Consider the following 17,011-nt stretch of genomic DNA (forward strand, 5'->3'; position numbering starts at 1 on the left):
GCAGAGCGCGGCCGTCGGTTCGAACCGGGAACGACGTATCAGCGCGCGTAGCGCTTCTGGAACTTGTCGATACGGCCCGAGGTGTCGATGACCTTGTGCTTGCCCGTGTAGAACGGGTGCGAAGCCGAGGAAATTTCAACCTTCACCAGCGGGTAGTCGTTGCCGTCTTCCCACTTGATGGTTTCCTTCGTGCTCATGGTCGAGCGGGTCAGGATCTTGAAATCGGAGGTGACGTCATGGAAGACGACGTCGCGGTAGTTCGGATGGATATCGGCCTTCATGGGCTCACACCGTAAATGGGCTGGTGGTCAAGAGCGGCATTATAAGCACTGGTTGCCGCCCGGGGCAACCAGTGCAGGGGGCTGACCTCAGTCCGCACCCAGGGCCTGGCGTACCAGGGCCTCGAAACGCCCTTGGTCGTAGGCCATCAGCAGGTCGCAGTTGTCCGCCTGGCCGGTCTGGCGGTTCCAGTCGACGATGGTCGCGCCGCGGCTGAACGTGCCGTTCAGTTCCACATTCAGCGGCCGCGATTCAACCTGCAGCTGCCCTTCCGGGTTCAGCGCCCAGGCCATGGCCAGCGCGTCGGCGGTATACCAGCGGCCGCCCTTGCTGTCTTCGGACAGGCCACGGGTCTTGCGCGAGATCAGCTCGTAGAAGCGCGCGCGATCGGAATCGGCACCCAGCCACTGCTCGGCTTCGGCCAACGGCAGGCCGTGGGCAACGGTGGCTTCCCAGTCCGACACCAGCAAGTGCGGGAACGCGGTGAACACCACATGCGCGGCTTCCGGATCGAAGGCGATGTTGAATTCGGCGGCGGGGGTGATGTTGCCGTGGCAGGTGACTGCGCCGCCCATCACCACGATGCGCTTGATGCGCTGGGGCAGGGTCGGATCGAGTTTCAGCGCCAGTGCCAGGTTGGTCAGCGGGCCGAGCATCACCAGCATCAGTTCGCCGGCATGCTGGTGCGACAGGCGCAGGATGGCCAGCGCGGCGTGCTCGGCGTCGGCCTGGCGGCTCGGCGGCGGCAGGTCCACATCGCCATAGCCATCGCGGCCATGCACGTGGGCGGCGTCGACGGATGGATGCAGCAGCGGATCGGGGCTGCCGGCGAACACCGGCACGTCGGTGCGGCCGACGATGTCGCAGAGCTTGAGGGCGTTGCGGACGGTGTACTGCAGGCCTACGTTGCCGGCGGCGATGGTCAGGGCGACCACGTCATGCCGTTCATCGGCGAAGGCCATCAGCAGGGCCAGTGCGTCGTCGACACCGGGGTCGGTATCGATCAACAGCGGGATCTTCTTGGTCATCGTTGCCGTCTTCAGATCGGCAACGAAGTGTGGACCGGGATGATGACCGTTGCAAGTACGGGGGTTCGGGTTCGGCCGGGCTGCGCCCTGCACCCGCCGAATCAACGGCAACGGCAACGGCAACGGCAGAAGCTGGCATTCCGTGGGATGGCGGGGTGGGTCCGGTGGCGGGGGACGCTGCAAGTACGTCCATGTAAGCTCGGTCGCCGCATCCATGCGGCTCACGCCCCCGCAACCGGACCCACCCCGCCTTCGACAGATTTCCGCGATCTGTCGGAATGGCATGACCTGCTTTTGGTGGGTGCCGACCCTGCTGCTGTTGGTGGGTGTCGACCTTGGTCGACACGGTAGATCCACGCCATGCGTGGATGGACGTCGGCGGGATCGGGAAAGATGACGTAATCGGCGTGCCGGGCGGGGCCGCGCTGCAATTGCAGCGTTTTCGATCTTTCCAACTTTTCTCATTGAGGCCCACAGTCCTTCATGGAAAACATGGGAGGCCATCGACAACGGATGGCACGGGCTTGCAATCCCGTTTGACTGCCTTGTTGTTTGCGCTTGCCTGCCGGCGTTGCGCGCGTGTTCCTGCGTGGCGTCCGGCAGGCAATCCGTCCGTGCGTTTTATGGCGGGCGGTGCGTGGGGGCTTCGCGCCCGCCGGCGTTCTTGAGGCCGTCACCGGTATTGCAACCACTCACCGCCCGCCACCCTCGCCTTCGCGTGGGTGGCCTCCTGCCTTGCGCACAAGGACCGCCGACATGACCGCGTCCCGTTATCCCTTCGGGTTGCTGCTGGCATGCCGGGGTTTGGCCGAATACATGGGCACGCAGTTGCCGGCAGCGTAGGAAATGCAGGGGTCGGATCCGTTGGTCGCAGGACAAGGGCTCTGACCCCGGCCGGCTGCCCGATCCTTACGCCGAGGCGTAGCGCACGGCCGTACCGATCCAGCGCTGCACCACGCGATCTGCAAGCGCCGGTTGCTGCGCCAGCAGGCGTTCGGCCAGCGCATGCACGCCCGGCAGCAGGCCGGCATCGCGGGCCAGATCGGCAATGCGGAAACCGGCCAGGCCCGTCTGCCGGGTGCCCAGCAGTTCGCCGGGCCCGCGCAGCTCCAGATCCTTCTCGGCAATGACGAAACCGTCGTTGGTTTCGCGCATGGTCTGCAGGCGTTCGCGTGCCATCTGCGAAAGCGGTGCCTGGTACAGCAGCACGCAGCGCGACACCGCCGAACCACGGCCGACGCGGCCACGCAGCTGGTGCAGCTGGGCCAGGCCCAAGCGCTCGGCGTTCTCGATCACCATCAGCGAGGCGTTGGGCACGTCCACGCCGACTTCGATCACGGTGGTGGCCACCAGCAGGTCGATGTCGCCGGCCTTGAACGCGACCATCGTCGCCAGCTTCTCGGCCGCTTTCAGCCGGCCATGCACCAGCCCCACGCGCACGCCCGGCAGCAGCGCCTGCAGCGATTCGTAGGTGGCCTGTGCCGGGGTGGCATCCAGTTCTTCGCTTTCTTCGATGAGCGTGCACACCCAGTACACCTGCCGCCCTTCGCGGCGGGCCAGGGCGATGCGCTCGATCAGCTCGGGGCGGCGATCGTTGTTCAGTGCCACGGTCTGCACCGGCGTGCGGCCCGGCGGCAGTTCGTCGATGGCCGATACATCCAGGTCGGCGTATTCGGACATCGCCAGCGTGCGCGGAATCGGCGTGGCGGTCATCACCAGCTGGTGCGGCACGTTGTTGCCGCCCTTGCCCTTGTCGCGCAGCGCCAGGCGCTGGTGAACGCCGAAGCGGTGCTGCTCATCGACGATGGCCAGCGCCAGATCGTGGAATACCACCGCCTCCTGCATCAGTGCGTGGGTACCCACCACCACCTGCGCTTCGCCGTTGGCAACCTGTTCCATCACCTTCGCGCGCGCCTTGCCGGTGACCTTGCCGGCCAGCCAGGCGATGCGCACGCCCAACGGCTCCAGCCAGCCGCGCAGGTTGTTGAGATGCTGTTCGGCCAGCAGTTCGGTGGGGGCGGCCAGTGCGACCTGCTTGCCCTGCTCCACCGCCAGCATCGCTGCCAATGCCGCCACCACGGTCTTGCCCGAGCCGACATCGCCCTGCACCAGCCGCAGCATCGGGCTGGGGCGCGCAAGGTCTTCGCGGATCTGCTTGAACACGCGTGCCTGCGCGCCGGTCAACGCGAACGGCAGCTGCTTCAACAACGCCTTGGCCAGCTTGCCGGGACCGGCCAGCGGCGGCGCGTGATGCGCCTGCAGCGCAATGCGCTGGCGACGCAGGCTGAGGTGGTGCGCCAGCAGTTCTTCCATTGCCAGCCGGCGCTGCGCTGGATGGGTACCGGCGGCAAGTGCGGCCAGGTCTGCATCCGGTGGTGGCTGATGCACGGTCAGCAGCGCACTGCGCAGCGATGGCAGGCCGAGGCCCTCGAGCCAGCCGGTCGGCAGCAGTTCCAGCGTGCTTTCTTCCGGCAGGCGATCAAGCGCCTGGCCGATCAGCTTGCGCATCGTCATCGGGCCGACGCCTTCGACGGTGGGATACACCGGGTCGAGGCGGTCGCCGAGATCGGGATCGTCGTTGCGGCCCAGCACCTGGTAACTGGGATGGACAATCTCCAACCCGAGGTGCCCCGGTTTGGGCGTACCAAAGCAGCGCAGGCGGTTGCCGACCGCGAACTGGCCGACCTGCTGCTGGCGGAAATGGAAGAAGCGCAGCACCAGGGTGCCCTGCCCTTCATCCTCCACTGCCACTTTCAGCATCGGCCGGTAGCGCATGCCGCGCTCGACGGCCACCACCCGCACTTCCACCTGCGCCGGAATGCCGTTGCGCAGGTCTTCGATGCGGGTCAGCCGGGTACGGTCTTCATAGCGCAGCGGCAGGTGCAGCCAGAGATCCTGCAGGGTGGCCAGGCCACGCGCCTGCAGCTTGGCGGCCACGGCCGGCCCGACGCCGGCGAGCACCGCAAGCGATGCTTCACCGGACGGTGCCAGTGCCGGGGTGACCGCCGCCTTGCGTGCCACGTGGCGGTCAGTCGATGACCATCACCGCGTCGACCTCGAAGTTGGCGCCCTTCGGCAGGCCGGAGACTTCGATGGTGGAACGGGCCGGGAACGGGGCCTGGAAGTAGTCCTGCATCACCGCGTTGACCTTGGCGAATTCGGCCAGGTCGGTCAGGTACAGGCCCAGGCGCACGACCTTGTCCAGCGAACCGCCGGCGGCTTCGGCCACGGCCTTGAGGTTGTCGAAGGCACGACGGGCCTGCGCTTCGACGTCACCGACGCCGACGATGTCGCCGGTGGCCGGGTCGAGCGGAATCTGGCCGGAGAAATACACGGTGTTGCCGGCGCGCACGGCCTGCGAGTACGGGCCGATGGCGGCCGGGGCCTTTTCGGTGTTGATGATCTGGCGGGACATGGGTCGCTCCGGTGCGTTGGGGGAAAACAGAGCGGTGATTGTACCGGGTGGGGGCAATGTCGGCTGGGGTCGGATCCTCTTCCCGTTGGGAAACAGCGCGGATCCGGTAGCGCCGGGCCATGCCCGGCGGCATTTGATTCATGCCGCGCCGCGCGCTCGCCGAGCATGGCCCGGCGCTACCAGAGTACGCGCAGGATCTACTGCCGGCGAACGGCCTGCACGACCGACAGGCGGCGCAGGCGACGCATCACTTCGGCCAGATGGTTGCGGTCGCGCACCTGGATGTTGAACGCCAGCACTGCGGCGTTGAAATCGCGGTCCAGGTAATCCACGCGCTCGATGTTGGAGTGGCTCTGCGCGATCGCAGCGGCCAGCTGTGCGAGCACGCCGGTGCCGTTCTCCACTTCCACCACCAGCGAGGTGTCGTAGTCGCCGGATACGGTGGTATCCCAGCCGATCAGCACCCAACGCTCGGGCGACTTGCGCAGTTCGGCCAGGTTCGGGCAATCCATGCGGTGCACCACGATGCCCTTGCCGGCGGTGTGGTAGCCCATGATGTCGTCGCCCGGAATGGGCTGGCAGCAGCCGGCGAAGGTGACCACGCCACGCTCGCTGCCGTTGATCAGGATCTTTTCCTGCGAGCTGTGGCGCGAATGCGCGCCGCCGCGCAGTTCGGCGTAGGCCATCAGTGCCTGCGCAGCCTGGGTCGGCATCCAGTTGCCCAGCGCGACTTCCGCCAGCAGGGCCTCCAGGCGCGGGAACCGGTGTTCGGCCAGGAAGGCATCCAGGCGGCCCTTGGGCAGGCGCTCCAGCGAGCTGTCCATCGCCTCCAGCGCGCGGTCGAGCATGCGGTGGCCCAACTGCACGGCGTCTTCGTGCTCCAGCTGCTTGAGCTGGTGGCGGATGGCGGTGCGCGCCTTGCTGGTCACCACGAATTCGAGCCACTGCGGCTTGGGCGTGGCCGAGCGCGCGGTGATGATCTCCACCGACTGCCCGGACACCAGCTTGGTACGCAGTGGCACCAGTTTCTTGTCCACGCGCGAGGCCACGGCCATGTTGCCGACGTCGGTATGCACGGCGTAGGCGAAGTCGAGCGCGGTGGAATTGCGCGGCAGGGCCAGGATCTTGCCCTTGGGGGTGAACAGGTAGACCTCGTCCGGGAACAGGTCGACCTTGACGTTGTCGAGGAACTCCAGCGACGAACCGGCGGCCCGCTGCGAATCGATCAGTTCGACGATCCAGGCGTGGGCGCGGCTCTGCGCGCTGTTGGGCGAATCACCGCCGAACTTGTAGGTCCAGTGCGCAGCCACGCCGCGCTCGGCGATCAGGTCCATTTCCTCGGTGCGGATCTGCACCTCGATCGGCGAACCATACGGGCCGAACAGCACCGTGTGCAGCGACTGGTAGCCGTTGGCCTTGGGAATGGCGATGAAATCGCGGAAGCGCCCATCGAGCGGCTTGAACGCGGCATGCACCGCGCCCAGCGAGTGGTAGCACTGCGGTACGCCGCGTACCACCAGGCGGAAGCCGAACACATCCATCACCTGGTCGAAGGATTTGTTCTCGTCGCGCATCTTGTTGTAGATGCTCCACGGGGTCTTGATGCGGCTGACCAGGCGGTGCTCGATGCCTTCCTTGGCCAAGCGCTGCGACAGCTGCACTTCCACCTGCGCCAGCGCCTCGCGGCGCACGACCGGCTGGCTGCGGATGTGCTTTTCCAGGATCGCGTGGCGCCACGGGTACAGCGCCTTGAAGCCAAGGTTCTGCAGTTCGCTCTTGACCAGGCTCATGCCCAGCCGCTGCGCGATCGGGGCGTAGATCTCCAACGTCTCGCGGGCGATGCGGCCACGCGCTTCGCGGCTCTGCGCGCCCAGCGTGCGCATGTTGTGCAGGCGGTCGGCCAGCTTGATCATGATCACGCGCAGGTCGCGCGACATCGCCAGCAGCATCTTGCGGAAGCTTTCGGCGGCCGCTTCCTGGCGGTCGCGGAACTTCAGCTTGTCCAGCTTGGTGACGCCGTCCACCAGTTCGGCCACGGCTTCGCCGAACTCGGCCGACAGGGCCTCGCGGGTCAGCGGGGTGTCTTCGATGGTGTCGTGCAGGATCGCGGCGATCAGCGCTTCCACGTCCAGGCCGAGCTCGGCCAGCACCTGGGCCACGGCCACCGGATGGGTGATGTAGGGCTCACCCGACTTGCGCGTCTGCCCAGCGTGCGCGGAGGCACCGACTTCCCACGCACGGCGCAGCAGCGGCAGCTGCTCGGGCGGCAGGTAGTGGGCGGCGCGTTCGAGCTGGAGGACGTAATCGGGTACGGCGGCAGCGGGGACTGCGGCGACCTTGGCAGTGGGGCCTGGGTTCATGGCCAAAGCCTATGCCAGCGCGACGTTTACGGCAAACCCTGAATGCGAAACAGCCCGCACGGGGCGGGCTGTTCGGCGTATCCAGCAATGACGTTGATCGATGCGATCAATCGTCGTTCTTGGACATGTCTTCGTCGGCGACCACTTCGGCGGCGGCCCACTCCAGCGCTTCGCGCTCGGCGCGCTCACGCTCGGCCTTCTCGACTTCGTCGATCAGCGCGTTGTCGATCTTGCGGGCAGCGATTTCGCGCAGCGCCAGCACGGTCGGCTTGTCCTCGGTCTCGCTGTTGTCCAGCGTGGCCTGCACGCCATTGGCGAGCTGACGGGCGCGCTTGGAGGCCATCATCACCAGCTCGAAACGGTTGTTAACGACTTCCAGGCAATCTTCTACGGTAATGCGGGCCATACGGGCTCCCGGCGACCGGTCGGCCGCTCAGTCGAATGAGGGAAAGGGGACGGAGTGTACTGGCAGGGGCTGGACAAAATCAAGCCAACCCCCACCGGACCCTTTAGGAATCAATCAGTTGAACCCGCATCCGGGGTCAGCAGGGCCTGGATCAGGCCGGCATGGCGGACCTTCTGGGCGTCCCGGCGCAGGCGGCTGGCGGTGAAGATCGCACACAGTTCGTCCACGGCGGTGTCGAACACTTCATTGACGATGACGTAGTCGAACTCGTTGAAGTGCAGCATTTCATCGCGGGCGGCGCCCAGGCGCTGGGCGATGACCGCCTCGCTGTCCTGGCCACGCTTGCGCATGCGGTCCTGCAGGGCCTGCTTGGACGGCGGCAGGATGAACACCGTCACCGTGCCCGGCACCAGCTGGCGCACCTGCTGCGCGCCCTGCCAGTCGATTTCCAGCAGCACGTCCTGGCCGGCGGCCAGCTGCGGCTCCACCGACTGCCGGGCGGTGCCCTTCCAGTCACCATGCACCCAGGCGTGTTCGAAGAAGTCGCCGGCGGCGATCATTTCCTCGAACTTCTCGGCGCTGACGAAGTGGTAGTGCTGGCCGTTCACTTCACCCGGGCGCATGGCGCGCGAGGTGAAGGAGATCGACAGGGCAATCTGCGGGTCGCGCGCCAGGGTGGCGTTGACGATGCTGCTCTTGCCGGCGCCGGAGGGGGCGGCAACGATGTACAGCGTGCCGCGTGCGATCGCGGCCGGGGGCGTGGAAATGCTCATTCGATGTTCTGCACCTGCTCGCGGATCTGGTCGATCAGCACCTTCAGCTCGACGGCGGCGTTGGACGTGCGGCTGTCCACCGACTTGGAGCCAAGCGTGTTGGCCTCGCGGTTGAACTCCTGCAGCAGGAAGTCCAGGCGGCGGCCGACCGGTTCACGCTGCTTGAGCACGCGGCGGATCTCGACGATATGGCTGGACAGGCGATCCAGCTCCTCGTCCACGTCCAGCTTCTGCAGCCACATCACCAGTTCCTGCTCGGCGCGGCCCGGATCAACCGGATGCGGCAGGTCGGCCAGGCGAGCGGCGAGCTTGGTGCGCTGACCGTCGCGAATGGCGGGAATCAGCGTACGGACCTCCGCGGCGATGCGCTCGATGGCATCCACGCGCTCGGCGATGGCGGTGGCCAGCGTATTGCCTTCACGCTCGCGGGCGGCGATGAAGCCCTCCAGCACCTGGTCCAGCAGCGCCAGCGCTTCAATCTGCAGGGCTGCCGCATCGGTGGCCTCACCCTGGGTGACGCCCGGCAGCTGCAGCAGGTCGGTGAAGCTGACCTGCAGGTTGGGGAAATCGGAGGTCAGCCGGTGCGCCAGCTGGCCCAGCTGGCCCAGCAGCACCTCGTTGACCTGCAGGCTGGCGGCCGAGTCCGGCGCGCGCAGGCGCATCACCAGATCCAGCTTGCCACGGCTCAGGCGCGCGGAAATGCGTTCGCGCAGCTGCGGTTCCAATGCGCGCAGTTCCTCGGGCAGGCGCGTGCCCACTTCCAGGAAGCGGTGGTTGACCGAGCGCAGCTCGCAGCCCAGCGTTCCCCACGGGGTGGAGCGCTCGCCGCCGGCATAGGCCGTCATGCTTCGAATCATGGATGTATCCGGTGCTTGCAAAGGGGGAATGGTACCCTAGCGGTCTCTTTTGAGCCCCTTTCCCCCGCCCCGTGAAGGCCGCGGGGATGGTGGCGTACTCCCTTTCCCTACGGAACCTGCCCCATGTCCGATTTCCGCCCCAGTGGCCGTCAGCCCGATCAGCTGCGCCCGGTCGTCATCCAGCGCGGTTTCACCCGCCACGCCGAAGGTTCGGTGCTGGTCTGCTTCGGTGAAACCCGCGTGCTGTGCACGGCCAGCATCGAGAACCGGGTGCCGGGCTTCCTGCGTGGCAAGGGCGAAGGCTGGGTGACCGCCGAGTACGGCATGCTGCCGCGCGCCACCCACACCCGCAGCGACCGCGAAGCCGCACGCGGCAAGCAGGGCGGCCGCACGCTGGAGATCCAGCGCCTGATCGGTCGCAGCCTGCGCGCCTGCGTGGACCGCAACGCACTGGGCGAACGCACCATCACCCTGGACTGCGACGTGCTGCAGGCCGACGGCGGCACCCGCACCGCGGCCATCACCGGCGCCTACGTGGCCCTGGTCGATGCGGTGAACGTGCTGATGAAGCGCGGCGACATCAAGCGCAACCCGATCCTCGGCGCGGTGGCGGCGGTGTCGGTCGGCGTCTACCGCGGCACCTCGGTGCTGGACCTGGACTACGCCGAAGACAGCGACTGCGACACCGACATGAACGTGGTGATGAACGACGGTGGCGGCTTCATCGAACTGCAGGGCACCGCCGAAGGCCATGCCTTCCGCCGTGACGAGCTCGATGCGCTGCTGGGCCTGGCCGAGAAGGGCGTGACCGAGCTGCTGGCCGCGCAGCAGGCAGCGCTGTCGGCATGAACCGGCGCATTGCCCTGACCACCCTGGTGGTGGCCGACTATGACGAGGCCATCGCCTGGTACACCGGCAAGCTCGGCTTCCAGCTGCTGGACGACATCGACCAGGGCAGCAAGCGCTGGGTGGTGGTCGGCCCGACCGATGGCAGCGCCGCCGCCCTGCTGCTGGCCCGCGCCAGCGACGACGAGCAGCGCAGTCGTATCGGCAACCAGACCGGTGGCCGCGTCGGCTTCTTCCTCAATACCGATGACTTCCGCCGCGACCACGCGGCGATGCTGGCTGCCGGTGTCCAGTTCCTGGAAGAACCGCGCGAAGAACCCTACGCCACGGTCGCGGTGTTCCGCGACCTGTACGGCAACACCTGGGACCTGTTGGAGCCCCGCTGATGAAGAAGCTTGTCCTGGCCAGCCACAACGCTGGCAAGCTGGTGGAAATGCAGGAAATCCTCGCCGACCTGCCGCTGCAGATCACTTCGGCCGCCGAACTGGGCCTGGGCGATGTGGAAGAGACCGGCCTGACCTTCGTCGAGAACGCGCTGCTGAAGGCGCGCGCGGCCTGCGAAGCGACCGGCCTGCCGGCGCTGGCCGATGATTCGGGCCTGATCGTCGATGCCCTCGGCGGTGCACCGGGCCTGTACAGCGCGCGCTATGCCGGTCACCCGACCAATGCGGCGGCCAACAATGCCAAGCTGCTGGAAGCGATGGCCGACATCGCCGATGGCCAGCGCAGCGCCCGCTTCTACGCCGTGATCGTGCTGCTGCGCCATGCCACCGACCCGCAGCCGCTGATCTGCGAAGGTCGCTGGGAAGGTCAGATCATCCGCGAACTTCGCGGTACCAATGGATTCGGCTACAACCCGGTGTTCCTGGACACCACCCACGGCCTGACTGCTGCGGAAATGGAACCGGCGTTGAAGAACGCCATCAGCCATCGCGCCATCGCCCTGCAGCAGCTCAAGCAGCAGCTCAAGCAGCAGTTCGCGGCCTGAACCAGCATCCGACAGGAGACTCAAGGATGACAGTGAAGCGCTACCGCACCGGAATGGAACTGGTGCAACTGCTTGCCGTACTGGGGCTGATCAGTGGTGCGATCTTTGGCGGCATGTTGGCGTGGACAGGGAAGGAATCCTGGTGGGCGGTACCGGTGGTTGCGCTGGCCGGCATGACCGTCATCACGCTCATCGGCGCGCCCATCATGTGGCAGCGCGTCGAACTGGACGCTGCTGCCGGCCACATGCGCTATCACAACATCGGCAGCCTGCATCGGTGGCGCCATGTGGCGTTGGTGGACGTGCTGGAAGTACGGCTTGACAGTTTTGCCGACAAGCGCAAGGCCATGGTCTCCGGTCTCCATCTGTGCATGCGCAATGGCTGCAGTCCGGCGCGCCACCGTTTGATGGACAACGCTATAGGCAGCTACAAAGGGCCCTCGCCCTTCTTCCGCCAGATTGCCGCTGCCGTGCTTCGCGCGCAGCCGCGCTCCCTGGTCGACCCTCTTCTACGGGCGGCGGACTGATCTGCCGCTCCCCCACGTCCGCATCACGCCAGCCATGCCGCACGCCCACGACCACGACCACTGCAACCACCTGCCCGGCGAGTCCTGCGACCACGACGCCCCGCCACGTCTGGTGCCACCGCCGCTGGCGCTGTACGTGCATCTGCCGTGGTGTGTGCGCAAGTGCCCGTACTGCGACTTCAACTCGCACCAGGCCAAGGGCGAACTGCCCTTCGATGCCTACATCGATGCGCTGGTGCGCGACCTCGACCAGGACCTGCCGCTGGTCTGGGGCCGGGTGGTCAGCAGCGTGTTCTTCGGGGGTGGCACGCCCAGCCTGTTCCCGCCCGAGGCGATCGACCGCTTCCTGCAGCAGGCCAGTGCCCGCCTGCGCTTTGCGCCGAACGCCGAGATCACTCTGGAAACCAACCCGGGTACCGCCGAGCACGGTCGCTTTGATCGCTACCGCGCGGCCGGGGTCAACCGCCTCAGCTTCGGCATCCAGAGTTTCGATGATGCCGCGCTGAAACGACTGGGCCGCATCCACGACAGTGGCGAGGCCGAGCGCGCGGTGAAGATGGCGCAGGACGCGGGCTACGACAACTTCAACATCGACCTGATGTACGCACTGCCGGAGCAGACCCTGGCCGGTGCCGAGGCCGATCTGGAACGCGCGTTCGCGTTGCAGCCGGCCCACATCTCGCACTACCAGCTGACCCTGGAACCAAACACCGTGTTCTTCGCGCGGCCGCCGCAGGGCATCCCCGATGAAGACCATGCCTGGGACATGCAGGAACACTGCCAGGCGCTGCTGGCGCAGGCCGGCTTCGGCCAGTACGAGGTGAGTGCCTATGCCCGCCCCGGCCGGCAGAGCGCGCACAACCTGAATTACTGGCGTTTTGGTGACTACCTCGGCATTGGTGCCGGCGCACACGGCAAGATCAGTTCCGGTGCCGAGGAACACGTGCTGCGACGCTGGAAACACAAGCACCCGCAGACGTTCATGGATACCGCAGGCACGGCCGCATCGTTCGGCGGTGACGAAGTGATCGCCGACGAGCGCCTGCCGTTCGAGTACATGCTCAACCTGCTGCGCCTGCACGAAGGGTTCAGCCTGCGCGACTTCGAATCGCGCACCGGCCTGGCCCGCAGCGTGCTGGACACACCACTGCGCGAAGCAGTGCAGCGTGGCTGGCTGGTGGTGGCAGACGGGCACGTGCAGCCGACCGAACTGGGCCGGCGCTTCACCAACGATGTGGTCAGCCTGTTCCTGGAAGCATGATCTGCTGCGGCGCCGCCATCGCAGGCGGCCCTGAATGGATCCATCGCTAAAGTAGCGCCTTCACCGGCCGACACGGTAGATTCCAAGATCGATCCGCGGGAATCCGGACCCCCTCGCCGATGTCTGCTGTCTTTTCCCTTTCCAGTGCCGACACTGCCCGCCTGGCCGCAGCCGACCTGCCGCCGCGCGTGCGCGAGCTGCTGGGCGCGTTGATCGGCCTGTGCCACCAGGCCCTGACGGCACCGCTGATCCTGACCGTGGAAGCGCTGGAGCAGACCCTGCTGCATGACGCCGACCATGCCCGCAACCCGCAGCAGCAGGCCGACCTGCTGGCACAGCGCGGCCAGCTGCATGCGTTCGCCGGCCACTTCAGCGACCGCATGCTCGATGCGCTGGCCGATGCGCTTGCGCGGCTGCGTGAACCGATCACCCCGGTCGTGGCCGCCACCACGCCACCGCCCTTGCCCGGCATGCTGGGGTTGAGCTTGGTGGCCGAGCATGAAGTCGACCGCGACCTGCTGCTGACCGAAATGGTGCGCCGGGAAACCCTGCGTTCGGCCAACGCCTTGAACCTGCTGGGCCAGCGCCTGGGTGTTGTTGCCGGCGCACCAGCCTTTGAAGCTGACACCCTGCCCCTGGCACCGCAGGCCCTGTGCGCGATGGTACGGAAGCTGGCCGAACAGGATGCCCTCAGCGCCGAGGTACAGATGGCGCTGTACCGCAGCTTCGAGCGGCAGGTACTGGAGCGGCTGGGCAATGTGCTCGACCGCGCCAATGCGCTGCTGGCACAGCACGGCATCCTGCCGGGCCTGGTCTACACCCCGTACCTGGCACGTTCTTCGAGCACCCGCCGGATCATCACCCAGTCGGTCGGCAGCGGCCGCAGTGGACGCCCGTCTCCGCGCGTGCCCACGCCGATGACCGGCTGGGGCGGCTCGGCACCGCCCGGCTCGTGGTCGACGTTGATGCAGGACGCCTTCGCGGATGCGGACGCGCCCGGCGCGTCGGCCGGCATGACGGTACCGGCCAGCAGCGTGCTGCACGAGATGCTGCAACAGGCGCGGCAGATTCCGCAGCCCGCGGCCGATCCAGCGGCCCTGCCCAGTGCAGCGGTTGATGCCGTGCTGGCGCGCCTGCAGGGGCAGGCCAGCGCCGCCAGCGCCATGACCGATCTGCAGGCCGCCGTGGTCGCCCAGCTGCGCAGCGAACATGGCGCGCAGGCCAGCCTTGGCAGCCACGACCGCGACAACCTCGATCTGCTGCGCCTGCTGCTGCAGCAGGTGCAGCAGCAGCAACGGCCGGACCCGGTGCCAGCCGCCCTGCTCGCGCGCCTGCAGGTACCGCTGGCGCGCGCAGCGATGGCCGACCCGGGCTTCTTCGTGCGCGACGAACATCCGGCACGCGAACTGCTCAACCATGTCGCTGAAGCCGGCGCCAGCTGGCTCGGCGATGACGATGTCGATCCGCAGCTGCTGCAGCGACTGGCGCAGAGCGTGCAGGGCCTGCTCGGCCAGGATGCACGCACTCCCGAGGCCTTTGCCGCCGCCAACGACGAGATACAGCAGCACCAGCGCGCCGCCGCGCACCGCGCCGAACTGGCCGAGCGCCGCCACGTGGAAGCCGCACGCGGCAAGGAGCGGCTGGAACTTGCGCGACGCCAGGCCAATGCGCAGATCGACCAGTGCTGCGATACGCAGGAGCCGCCGCGCTTCGTACAGACACTGCTGCGCCAGGCGTGGGCAGATGCATTGACGCTGACCCGCCTGCGCCACGGCGATGATTCGCCGCAATGGCAGGAGCGCCTGCAGCAGACCGAACGCATCGCGGCGATCACTGCCGAGGCCGCAAGCGAAAGCAGCGCGACCGACGCTGCGCTGGCTGCCGAGGTTGAATCGGCCCTGCTGCAGGTGGGCTACCACGCAGAGGAGGCGGCTGCCGTCGCGCGCCGCCTGTCCACGCCAGGTGGCGAAGACGAAAGCACCTCGCGCACCGAGCTCAGTGCACGCCTGAAGGCCCGTGCACGGCTGGGCGAACACACCGGCGCACAGGCCCCGGCAAGCGATGCGGCACCACGCAGCGAGGCCGAGGAGGCCAGTTACCAGCAGCTGTGCGCGCTGCCCTTCGGCAGCTGGTTCGATATCGACGATGGCGAAGGCGCGCTGCGCCGCCAGCGCCTGTCCTGGTACAGCCTGCTGACCGGTCATGTGCTGCTGGTCAACGCGCGTGGGCAGAAGATCGGCGAAACCACCCTGGATGCCCTCGCCCGGCAGATGGCCGCCGGACGCGCGCAGCTGGTCACCGAAGACAGGGGCCGTCTGGTCGACCGCGCCTGGCAGGCCAGCCTGAGCGCACTGCGCACGCTGGCCGGACGTCGCCCGCAGGAGCCCAACGCATGAGTACGCAACCGCCCGTTGATACCCGCCGCGCGCCGCGCCGGCAGGTGTCCGATCTGGTACCGGTGACCGACCAGATGCGCGACAGCGTGGTCGGCCGGCTTGGCAACGTGTCCGAGACCGGCATGCTGATGCTGGCCAGCGCCGCGCTGCGCGACGATGCGCTGTATCAGTTGCGCTTCCCGCTGCCATTGGCCGATGGCCGCAGCGAGTGGATCGACGTCGGCGTACACCTGCTATGGAGCGAACCGGCGCATGCACCCGGCCAGAGCTGGGCAGGCTTCCGCTTCCTGACCCTGTCACGCGAGCATCGGCAGCTGCTGCGCCGGTGGATCGGCGAAGACAGCGACGAGGCACCGGTTTCGACGGGCTGAGTGCCGGTTCCGGCACAGCGGATTGCGTCGGTATCCGGCAGAATCTAGGGCCGTTTTCCGTGTCGAGCCACCGCAATGATCCAGCAAGACCCCGGCGCCCTGTATCCCGACCACCTGGCCGTGCTGTGCCGACGCGCCGAGCAGGCGCTGGCACGCGGCGGCTTCGACCACCTGGTGGTGCCCAGCGGCACCCTGCACTACCAGGTCTTCGACGATCGTGACTATCCGTACGCGGTCAACCCGCAGTTCAAGGCTTGGCTGCCGCTGACCCGTGTACCCAACAGCTGGATCGTGTTCACCCCGGGCAAGCGTCCGGCGGTGATCTTCCACCAGCCGTTCGACTACTGGCATGTGGTGCCGGATGCACCGAGCGGCTGGTGGGTCGAGCACTTCGACATCCATATCATCCGCACGCCGGACGAAGCGCTGGCACTGCTGCCGCCCGACCCGGCGCGCTGCGCGATCCTGGGAGAGCCGCAGAGCGCGCTGGGCGCGTATGTGCCCAACAATCCGGCGCCGGTGGTGAACTACCTGGAATGGCACCGCGGCAGCAAGACGCCGTACGAAATCGCCCTGATGCGCCAGGCGCAGGTGCTCGGCGTGCGCGGCCATCGCGCGGCCGAAGCGGCGTTCCGCAACGGCGCCGACGAGTTCAGCATCCACATGGCGTACTGCCAGGCCGTGGGCCAGGACGCCACCGAGCTGCCGTACGGCAACATCGTGGCCTTGAACGAGCATGCGGCGGTGCTGCATTACACCGAACTGGGCCGCAAGGCACCGCAACCGCTGCGCAGCTTCCTGATCGATGCCGGCGCCAGCGCGCACGGCTATGCCAGCGACATCACCCGCACCTACGCCGCCGCCGGCCATGACGAGTTCGCCGCGATGATCGAAGCGGTCGATGCCGCGCAGCAGACGATGTGCGCGGCCGTGCGCCCGGGCTTCGACTACAAGCAGCTGCACGTGGATGCGCACCTGTCGCTGATGGGCGTGCTGAAGGACTTCGGCGTGATCAAGGTATCGCCGCAGACCGCGCTGGAAACCGGCGTCAGCGCCGCGTTCTTCCCGCATGGCATCGGCCACCTGATCGGCCTGCAGGTGCATGACGTGGCCGGTTTCGCGGCCAGCGATGAAGGCGGCCGCATCGAGCGTCCCGCCGGCCATCCGTACCTGCGCCTGACCCGCGTGCTGGAGCCGGGCATGGTGGTGACGATCGAGCCGGGCCTGTACTTCATCGACATGCTGTTGAACGAAGTGAAGGCCGCCGGTCATGGCGATGCGATCAACTGGGAGCGTGTGGACTTCTTCCGTCCGTACGGCGGCATCCGCATTGAAGACGAAGTGCTGTGCACTGATGGCGAAGCGGACAACCTGACGCGCCCGGTGTTTGCGGCGGCCAACGGCTGAGCCCCTCGTGGTTGGATGCTGAAATCAAAAGCCGCGGTTGGTGGGGCGGGTGGGCCATGCAGGGGACGCTGCAAGTACGTCCCTGTAAGCTCGATGG

At 67.3% G+C, this 17,011-nt stretch carries 16 protein-coding genes; 8 read left to right on the forward strand and 8 right to left on the reverse strand.

Translation table 11 applies throughout. The features are described from left to right. Positions 1 to 38 precede the first annotated feature (38 nt). The 8 genes from AC1DCU_RS18570 to AC1DCU_RS18605 all read right to left on the reverse strand — a co-directional run bounded on the left by AC1DCU_RS18570 (position 39) and on the right by AC1DCU_RS18605 (position 9,118). Positions 39 to 281, reverse strand: coding sequence for a type B 50S ribosomal protein L31 (locus AC1DCU_RS18570; protein WP_006389217.1), 243 nt, complete (start codon positions 279 to 281; stop codon positions 39 to 41). Between the two features lie 87 nt (positions 282 to 368). Further along, positions 369 to 1,307 carry a nucleoside hydrolase gene (locus AC1DCU_RS18575; protein WP_032976990.1) on the reverse strand — a complete coding sequence of 313 codons (939 nt, stop codon included), beginning with the start codon at positions 1,305 to 1,307 and terminating at the stop codon, positions 369 to 371. A 909-nt stretch (positions 1,308 to 2,216) separates the two neighbouring features. After that, positions 2,217 to 4,328: an ATP-dependent DNA helicase RecG gene (gene recG / locus AC1DCU_RS18580; protein ID WP_442252284.1), complete on the reverse strand. Its 2,112-nt coding sequence runs from the start codon at positions 4,326 to 4,328 to the stop codon at positions 2,217 to 2,219. A 7-nt stretch (positions 4,329 to 4,335) separates the two neighbouring features. Then, positions 4,336 to 4,722, reverse strand: a complete 387-nt coding sequence (locus tag AC1DCU_RS18585; RefSeq protein ID WP_025874214.1) for a RidA family protein — start codon at positions 4,720 to 4,722, stop codon at positions 4,336 to 4,338. A gap of 197 nt (positions 4,723 to 4,919) precedes the next feature. Next, positions 4,920 to 7,082, reverse strand: coding sequence for a RelA/SpoT family protein (locus AC1DCU_RS18590; RefSeq protein WP_025874213.1), 2,163 nt, complete (start codon positions 7,080 to 7,082; stop codon positions 4,920 to 4,922). Positions 7,083 to 7,188: 106 nt separating this feature from the next. Continuing rightward, positions 7,189 to 7,488, reverse strand: a complete 300-nt coding sequence (gene rpoZ / locus AC1DCU_RS18595) for a DNA-directed RNA polymerase subunit omega (protein ID WP_005410877.1) — start codon at positions 7,486 to 7,488, stop codon at positions 7,189 to 7,191. A gap of 110 nt (positions 7,489 to 7,598) precedes the next feature. Then, positions 7,599 to 8,261 (reverse strand): guanylate kinase, encoded by a 663-nt coding sequence (gene gmk / locus AC1DCU_RS18600; protein WP_032976987.1) that lies wholly within the window; start codon positions 8,259 to 8,261, stop codon positions 7,599 to 7,601. Next, positions 8,258 to 9,118, reverse strand: coding sequence for a YicC/YloC family endoribonuclease (locus AC1DCU_RS18605; RefSeq protein ID WP_032976986.1), 861 nt, complete (start codon positions 9,116 to 9,118; stop codon positions 8,258 to 8,260). Before AC1DCU_RS18605 ends, gmk begins: the two co-directional genes overlap by 4 nt. A 123-nt stretch (positions 9,119 to 9,241) precedes the next feature. Here AC1DCU_RS18605 and rph point away from each other — a divergent pair, with 123 nt between their 5' ends. From rph to pepQ, 8 genes are all read left to right on the forward strand, one after another. Further along, positions 9,242 to 9,967 (forward strand): ribonuclease PH, encoded by a 726-nt coding sequence (gene rph / locus AC1DCU_RS18610; RefSeq protein ID WP_442252285.1) that lies wholly within the window; start codon positions 9,242 to 9,244, stop codon positions 9,965 to 9,967. Then, positions 9,964 to 10,350, forward strand: a complete 387-nt coding sequence (locus AC1DCU_RS18615) for a VOC family protein (protein ID WP_025874209.1) — start codon at positions 9,964 to 9,966, stop codon at positions 10,348 to 10,350. The genes rph and AC1DCU_RS18615 overlap by 4 nt, the downstream gene beginning before the upstream one ends. Beyond that, complete coding sequence (rdgB, locus tag AC1DCU_RS18620; RefSeq protein ID WP_025874208.1) at positions 10,350 to 10,952, forward strand: RdgB/HAM1 family non-canonical purine NTP pyrophosphatase; 603 nt, start codon at positions 10,350 to 10,352, stop codon at positions 10,950 to 10,952. The genes AC1DCU_RS18615 and rdgB overlap by 1 nt, the downstream gene beginning before the upstream one ends. A gap of 26 nt (positions 10,953 to 10,978) precedes the next feature. After that, the gene (locus AC1DCU_RS18625; protein WP_442252286.1) at positions 10,979 to 11,479 is read left to right on the forward strand and encodes a hypothetical protein; all 501 of its coding nucleotides are present in this window, start codon (positions 10,979 to 10,981) and stop codon (positions 11,477 to 11,479) included. Between the two features lie 34 nt (positions 11,480 to 11,513). Further along, positions 11,514 to 12,740 carry a radical SAM family heme chaperone HemW gene (gene hemW / locus AC1DCU_RS18630; protein WP_442252287.1) on the forward strand — a complete coding sequence of 409 codons (1,227 nt, stop codon included), beginning with the start codon at positions 11,514 to 11,516 and terminating at the stop codon, positions 12,738 to 12,740. A 119-nt stretch (positions 12,741 to 12,859) separates the two neighbouring features. Then, positions 12,860 to 15,136, forward strand: coding sequence for a DUF1631 family protein (locus AC1DCU_RS18635; protein ID WP_442252288.1), 2,277 nt, complete (start codon positions 12,860 to 12,862; stop codon positions 15,134 to 15,136). Then, the gene (locus AC1DCU_RS18640; RefSeq protein WP_025874204.1) at positions 15,133 to 15,507 is read left to right on the forward strand and encodes a PilZ domain-containing protein; all 375 of its coding nucleotides are present in this window, start codon (positions 15,133 to 15,135) and stop codon (positions 15,505 to 15,507) included. Before AC1DCU_RS18635 ends, AC1DCU_RS18640 begins: the two co-directional genes overlap by 4 nt. A 75-nt stretch (positions 15,508 to 15,582) precedes the next feature. Beyond that, entirely contained in the window at positions 15,583 to 16,914 is a 1,332-nt protein-coding gene (gene pepQ, locus AC1DCU_RS18645) for a Xaa-Pro dipeptidase (protein ID WP_025874203.1), read from the forward strand. Positions 16,915 to 17,011 lie beyond the last annotated feature (97 nt).

The sequence above is a fragment of the Stenotrophomonas sp. 10L48 genome, from assembly GCF_056395105.1.

Excerpts from the sequence above, each read along its gene's own strand:
- AC1DCU_RS18640 (WP_025874204.1), top strand. The coding sequence starts at position 15,133 with ATGAGTACGCAACCGCCCGTTGATACCCGCCGCGCGCCGCGCCGGCAG.
- AC1DCU_RS18615 (WP_025874209.1), top strand. The coding sequence starts at position 9,964 with ATGAACCGGCGCATTGCCCTGACCACCCTGGTGGTGGCCGACTATGAC.
- rph (WP_442252285.1), top strand. The coding sequence starts at position 9,242 with ATGTCCGATTTCCGCCCCAGTGGCCGTCAGCCCGATCAGCTGCGCCCG.
- hemW (WP_442252287.1), top strand. The coding sequence starts at position 11,514 with ATGCCGCACGCCCACGACCACGACCACTGCAACCACCTGCCCGGCGAG.
- AC1DCU_RS18575 (WP_032976990.1), bottom strand. The coding sequence starts at position 1,307 with ATGACCAAGAAGATCCCGCTGTTGATCGATACCGACCCCGGTGTCGAC.
- gmk (WP_032976987.1), bottom strand. The coding sequence starts at position 8,261 with ATGAGCATTTCCACGCCCCCGGCCGCGATCGCACGCGGCACGCTGTAC.
- rdgB (WP_025874208.1), top strand. The coding sequence starts at position 10,350 with ATGAAGAAGCTTGTCCTGGCCAGCCACAACGCTGGCAAGCTGGTGGAA.
- AC1DCU_RS18590 (WP_025874213.1), bottom strand. The coding sequence starts at position 7,082 with ATGAACCCAGGCCCCACTGCCAAGGTCGCCGCAGTCCCCGCTGCCGCC.
- AC1DCU_RS18605 (WP_032976986.1), bottom strand. The coding sequence starts at position 9,118 with ATGATTCGAAGCATGACGGCCTATGCCGGCGGCGAGCGCTCCACCCCG.
- pepQ (WP_025874203.1), top strand. The coding sequence starts at position 15,583 with ATGATCCAGCAAGACCCCGGCGCCCTGTATCCCGACCACCTGGCCGTG.
- rpoZ (WP_005410877.1), bottom strand. The coding sequence starts at position 7,488 with ATGGCCCGCATTACCGTAGAAGATTGCCTGGAAGTCGTTAACAACCGT.
- AC1DCU_RS18570 (WP_006389217.1), bottom strand. The coding sequence starts at position 281 with ATGAAGGCCGATATCCATCCGAACTACCGCGACGTCGTCTTCCATGAC.
- AC1DCU_RS18585 (WP_025874214.1), bottom strand. The coding sequence starts at position 4,722 with ATGTCCCGCCAGATCATCAACACCGAAAAGGCCCCGGCCGCCATCGGC.
- AC1DCU_RS18625 (WP_442252286.1), top strand. The coding sequence starts at position 10,979 with ATGACAGTGAAGCGCTACCGCACCGGAATGGAACTGGTGCAACTGCTT.
- AC1DCU_RS18635 (WP_442252288.1), top strand. The coding sequence starts at position 12,860 with ATGTCTGCTGTCTTTTCCCTTTCCAGTGCCGACACTGCCCGCCTGGCC.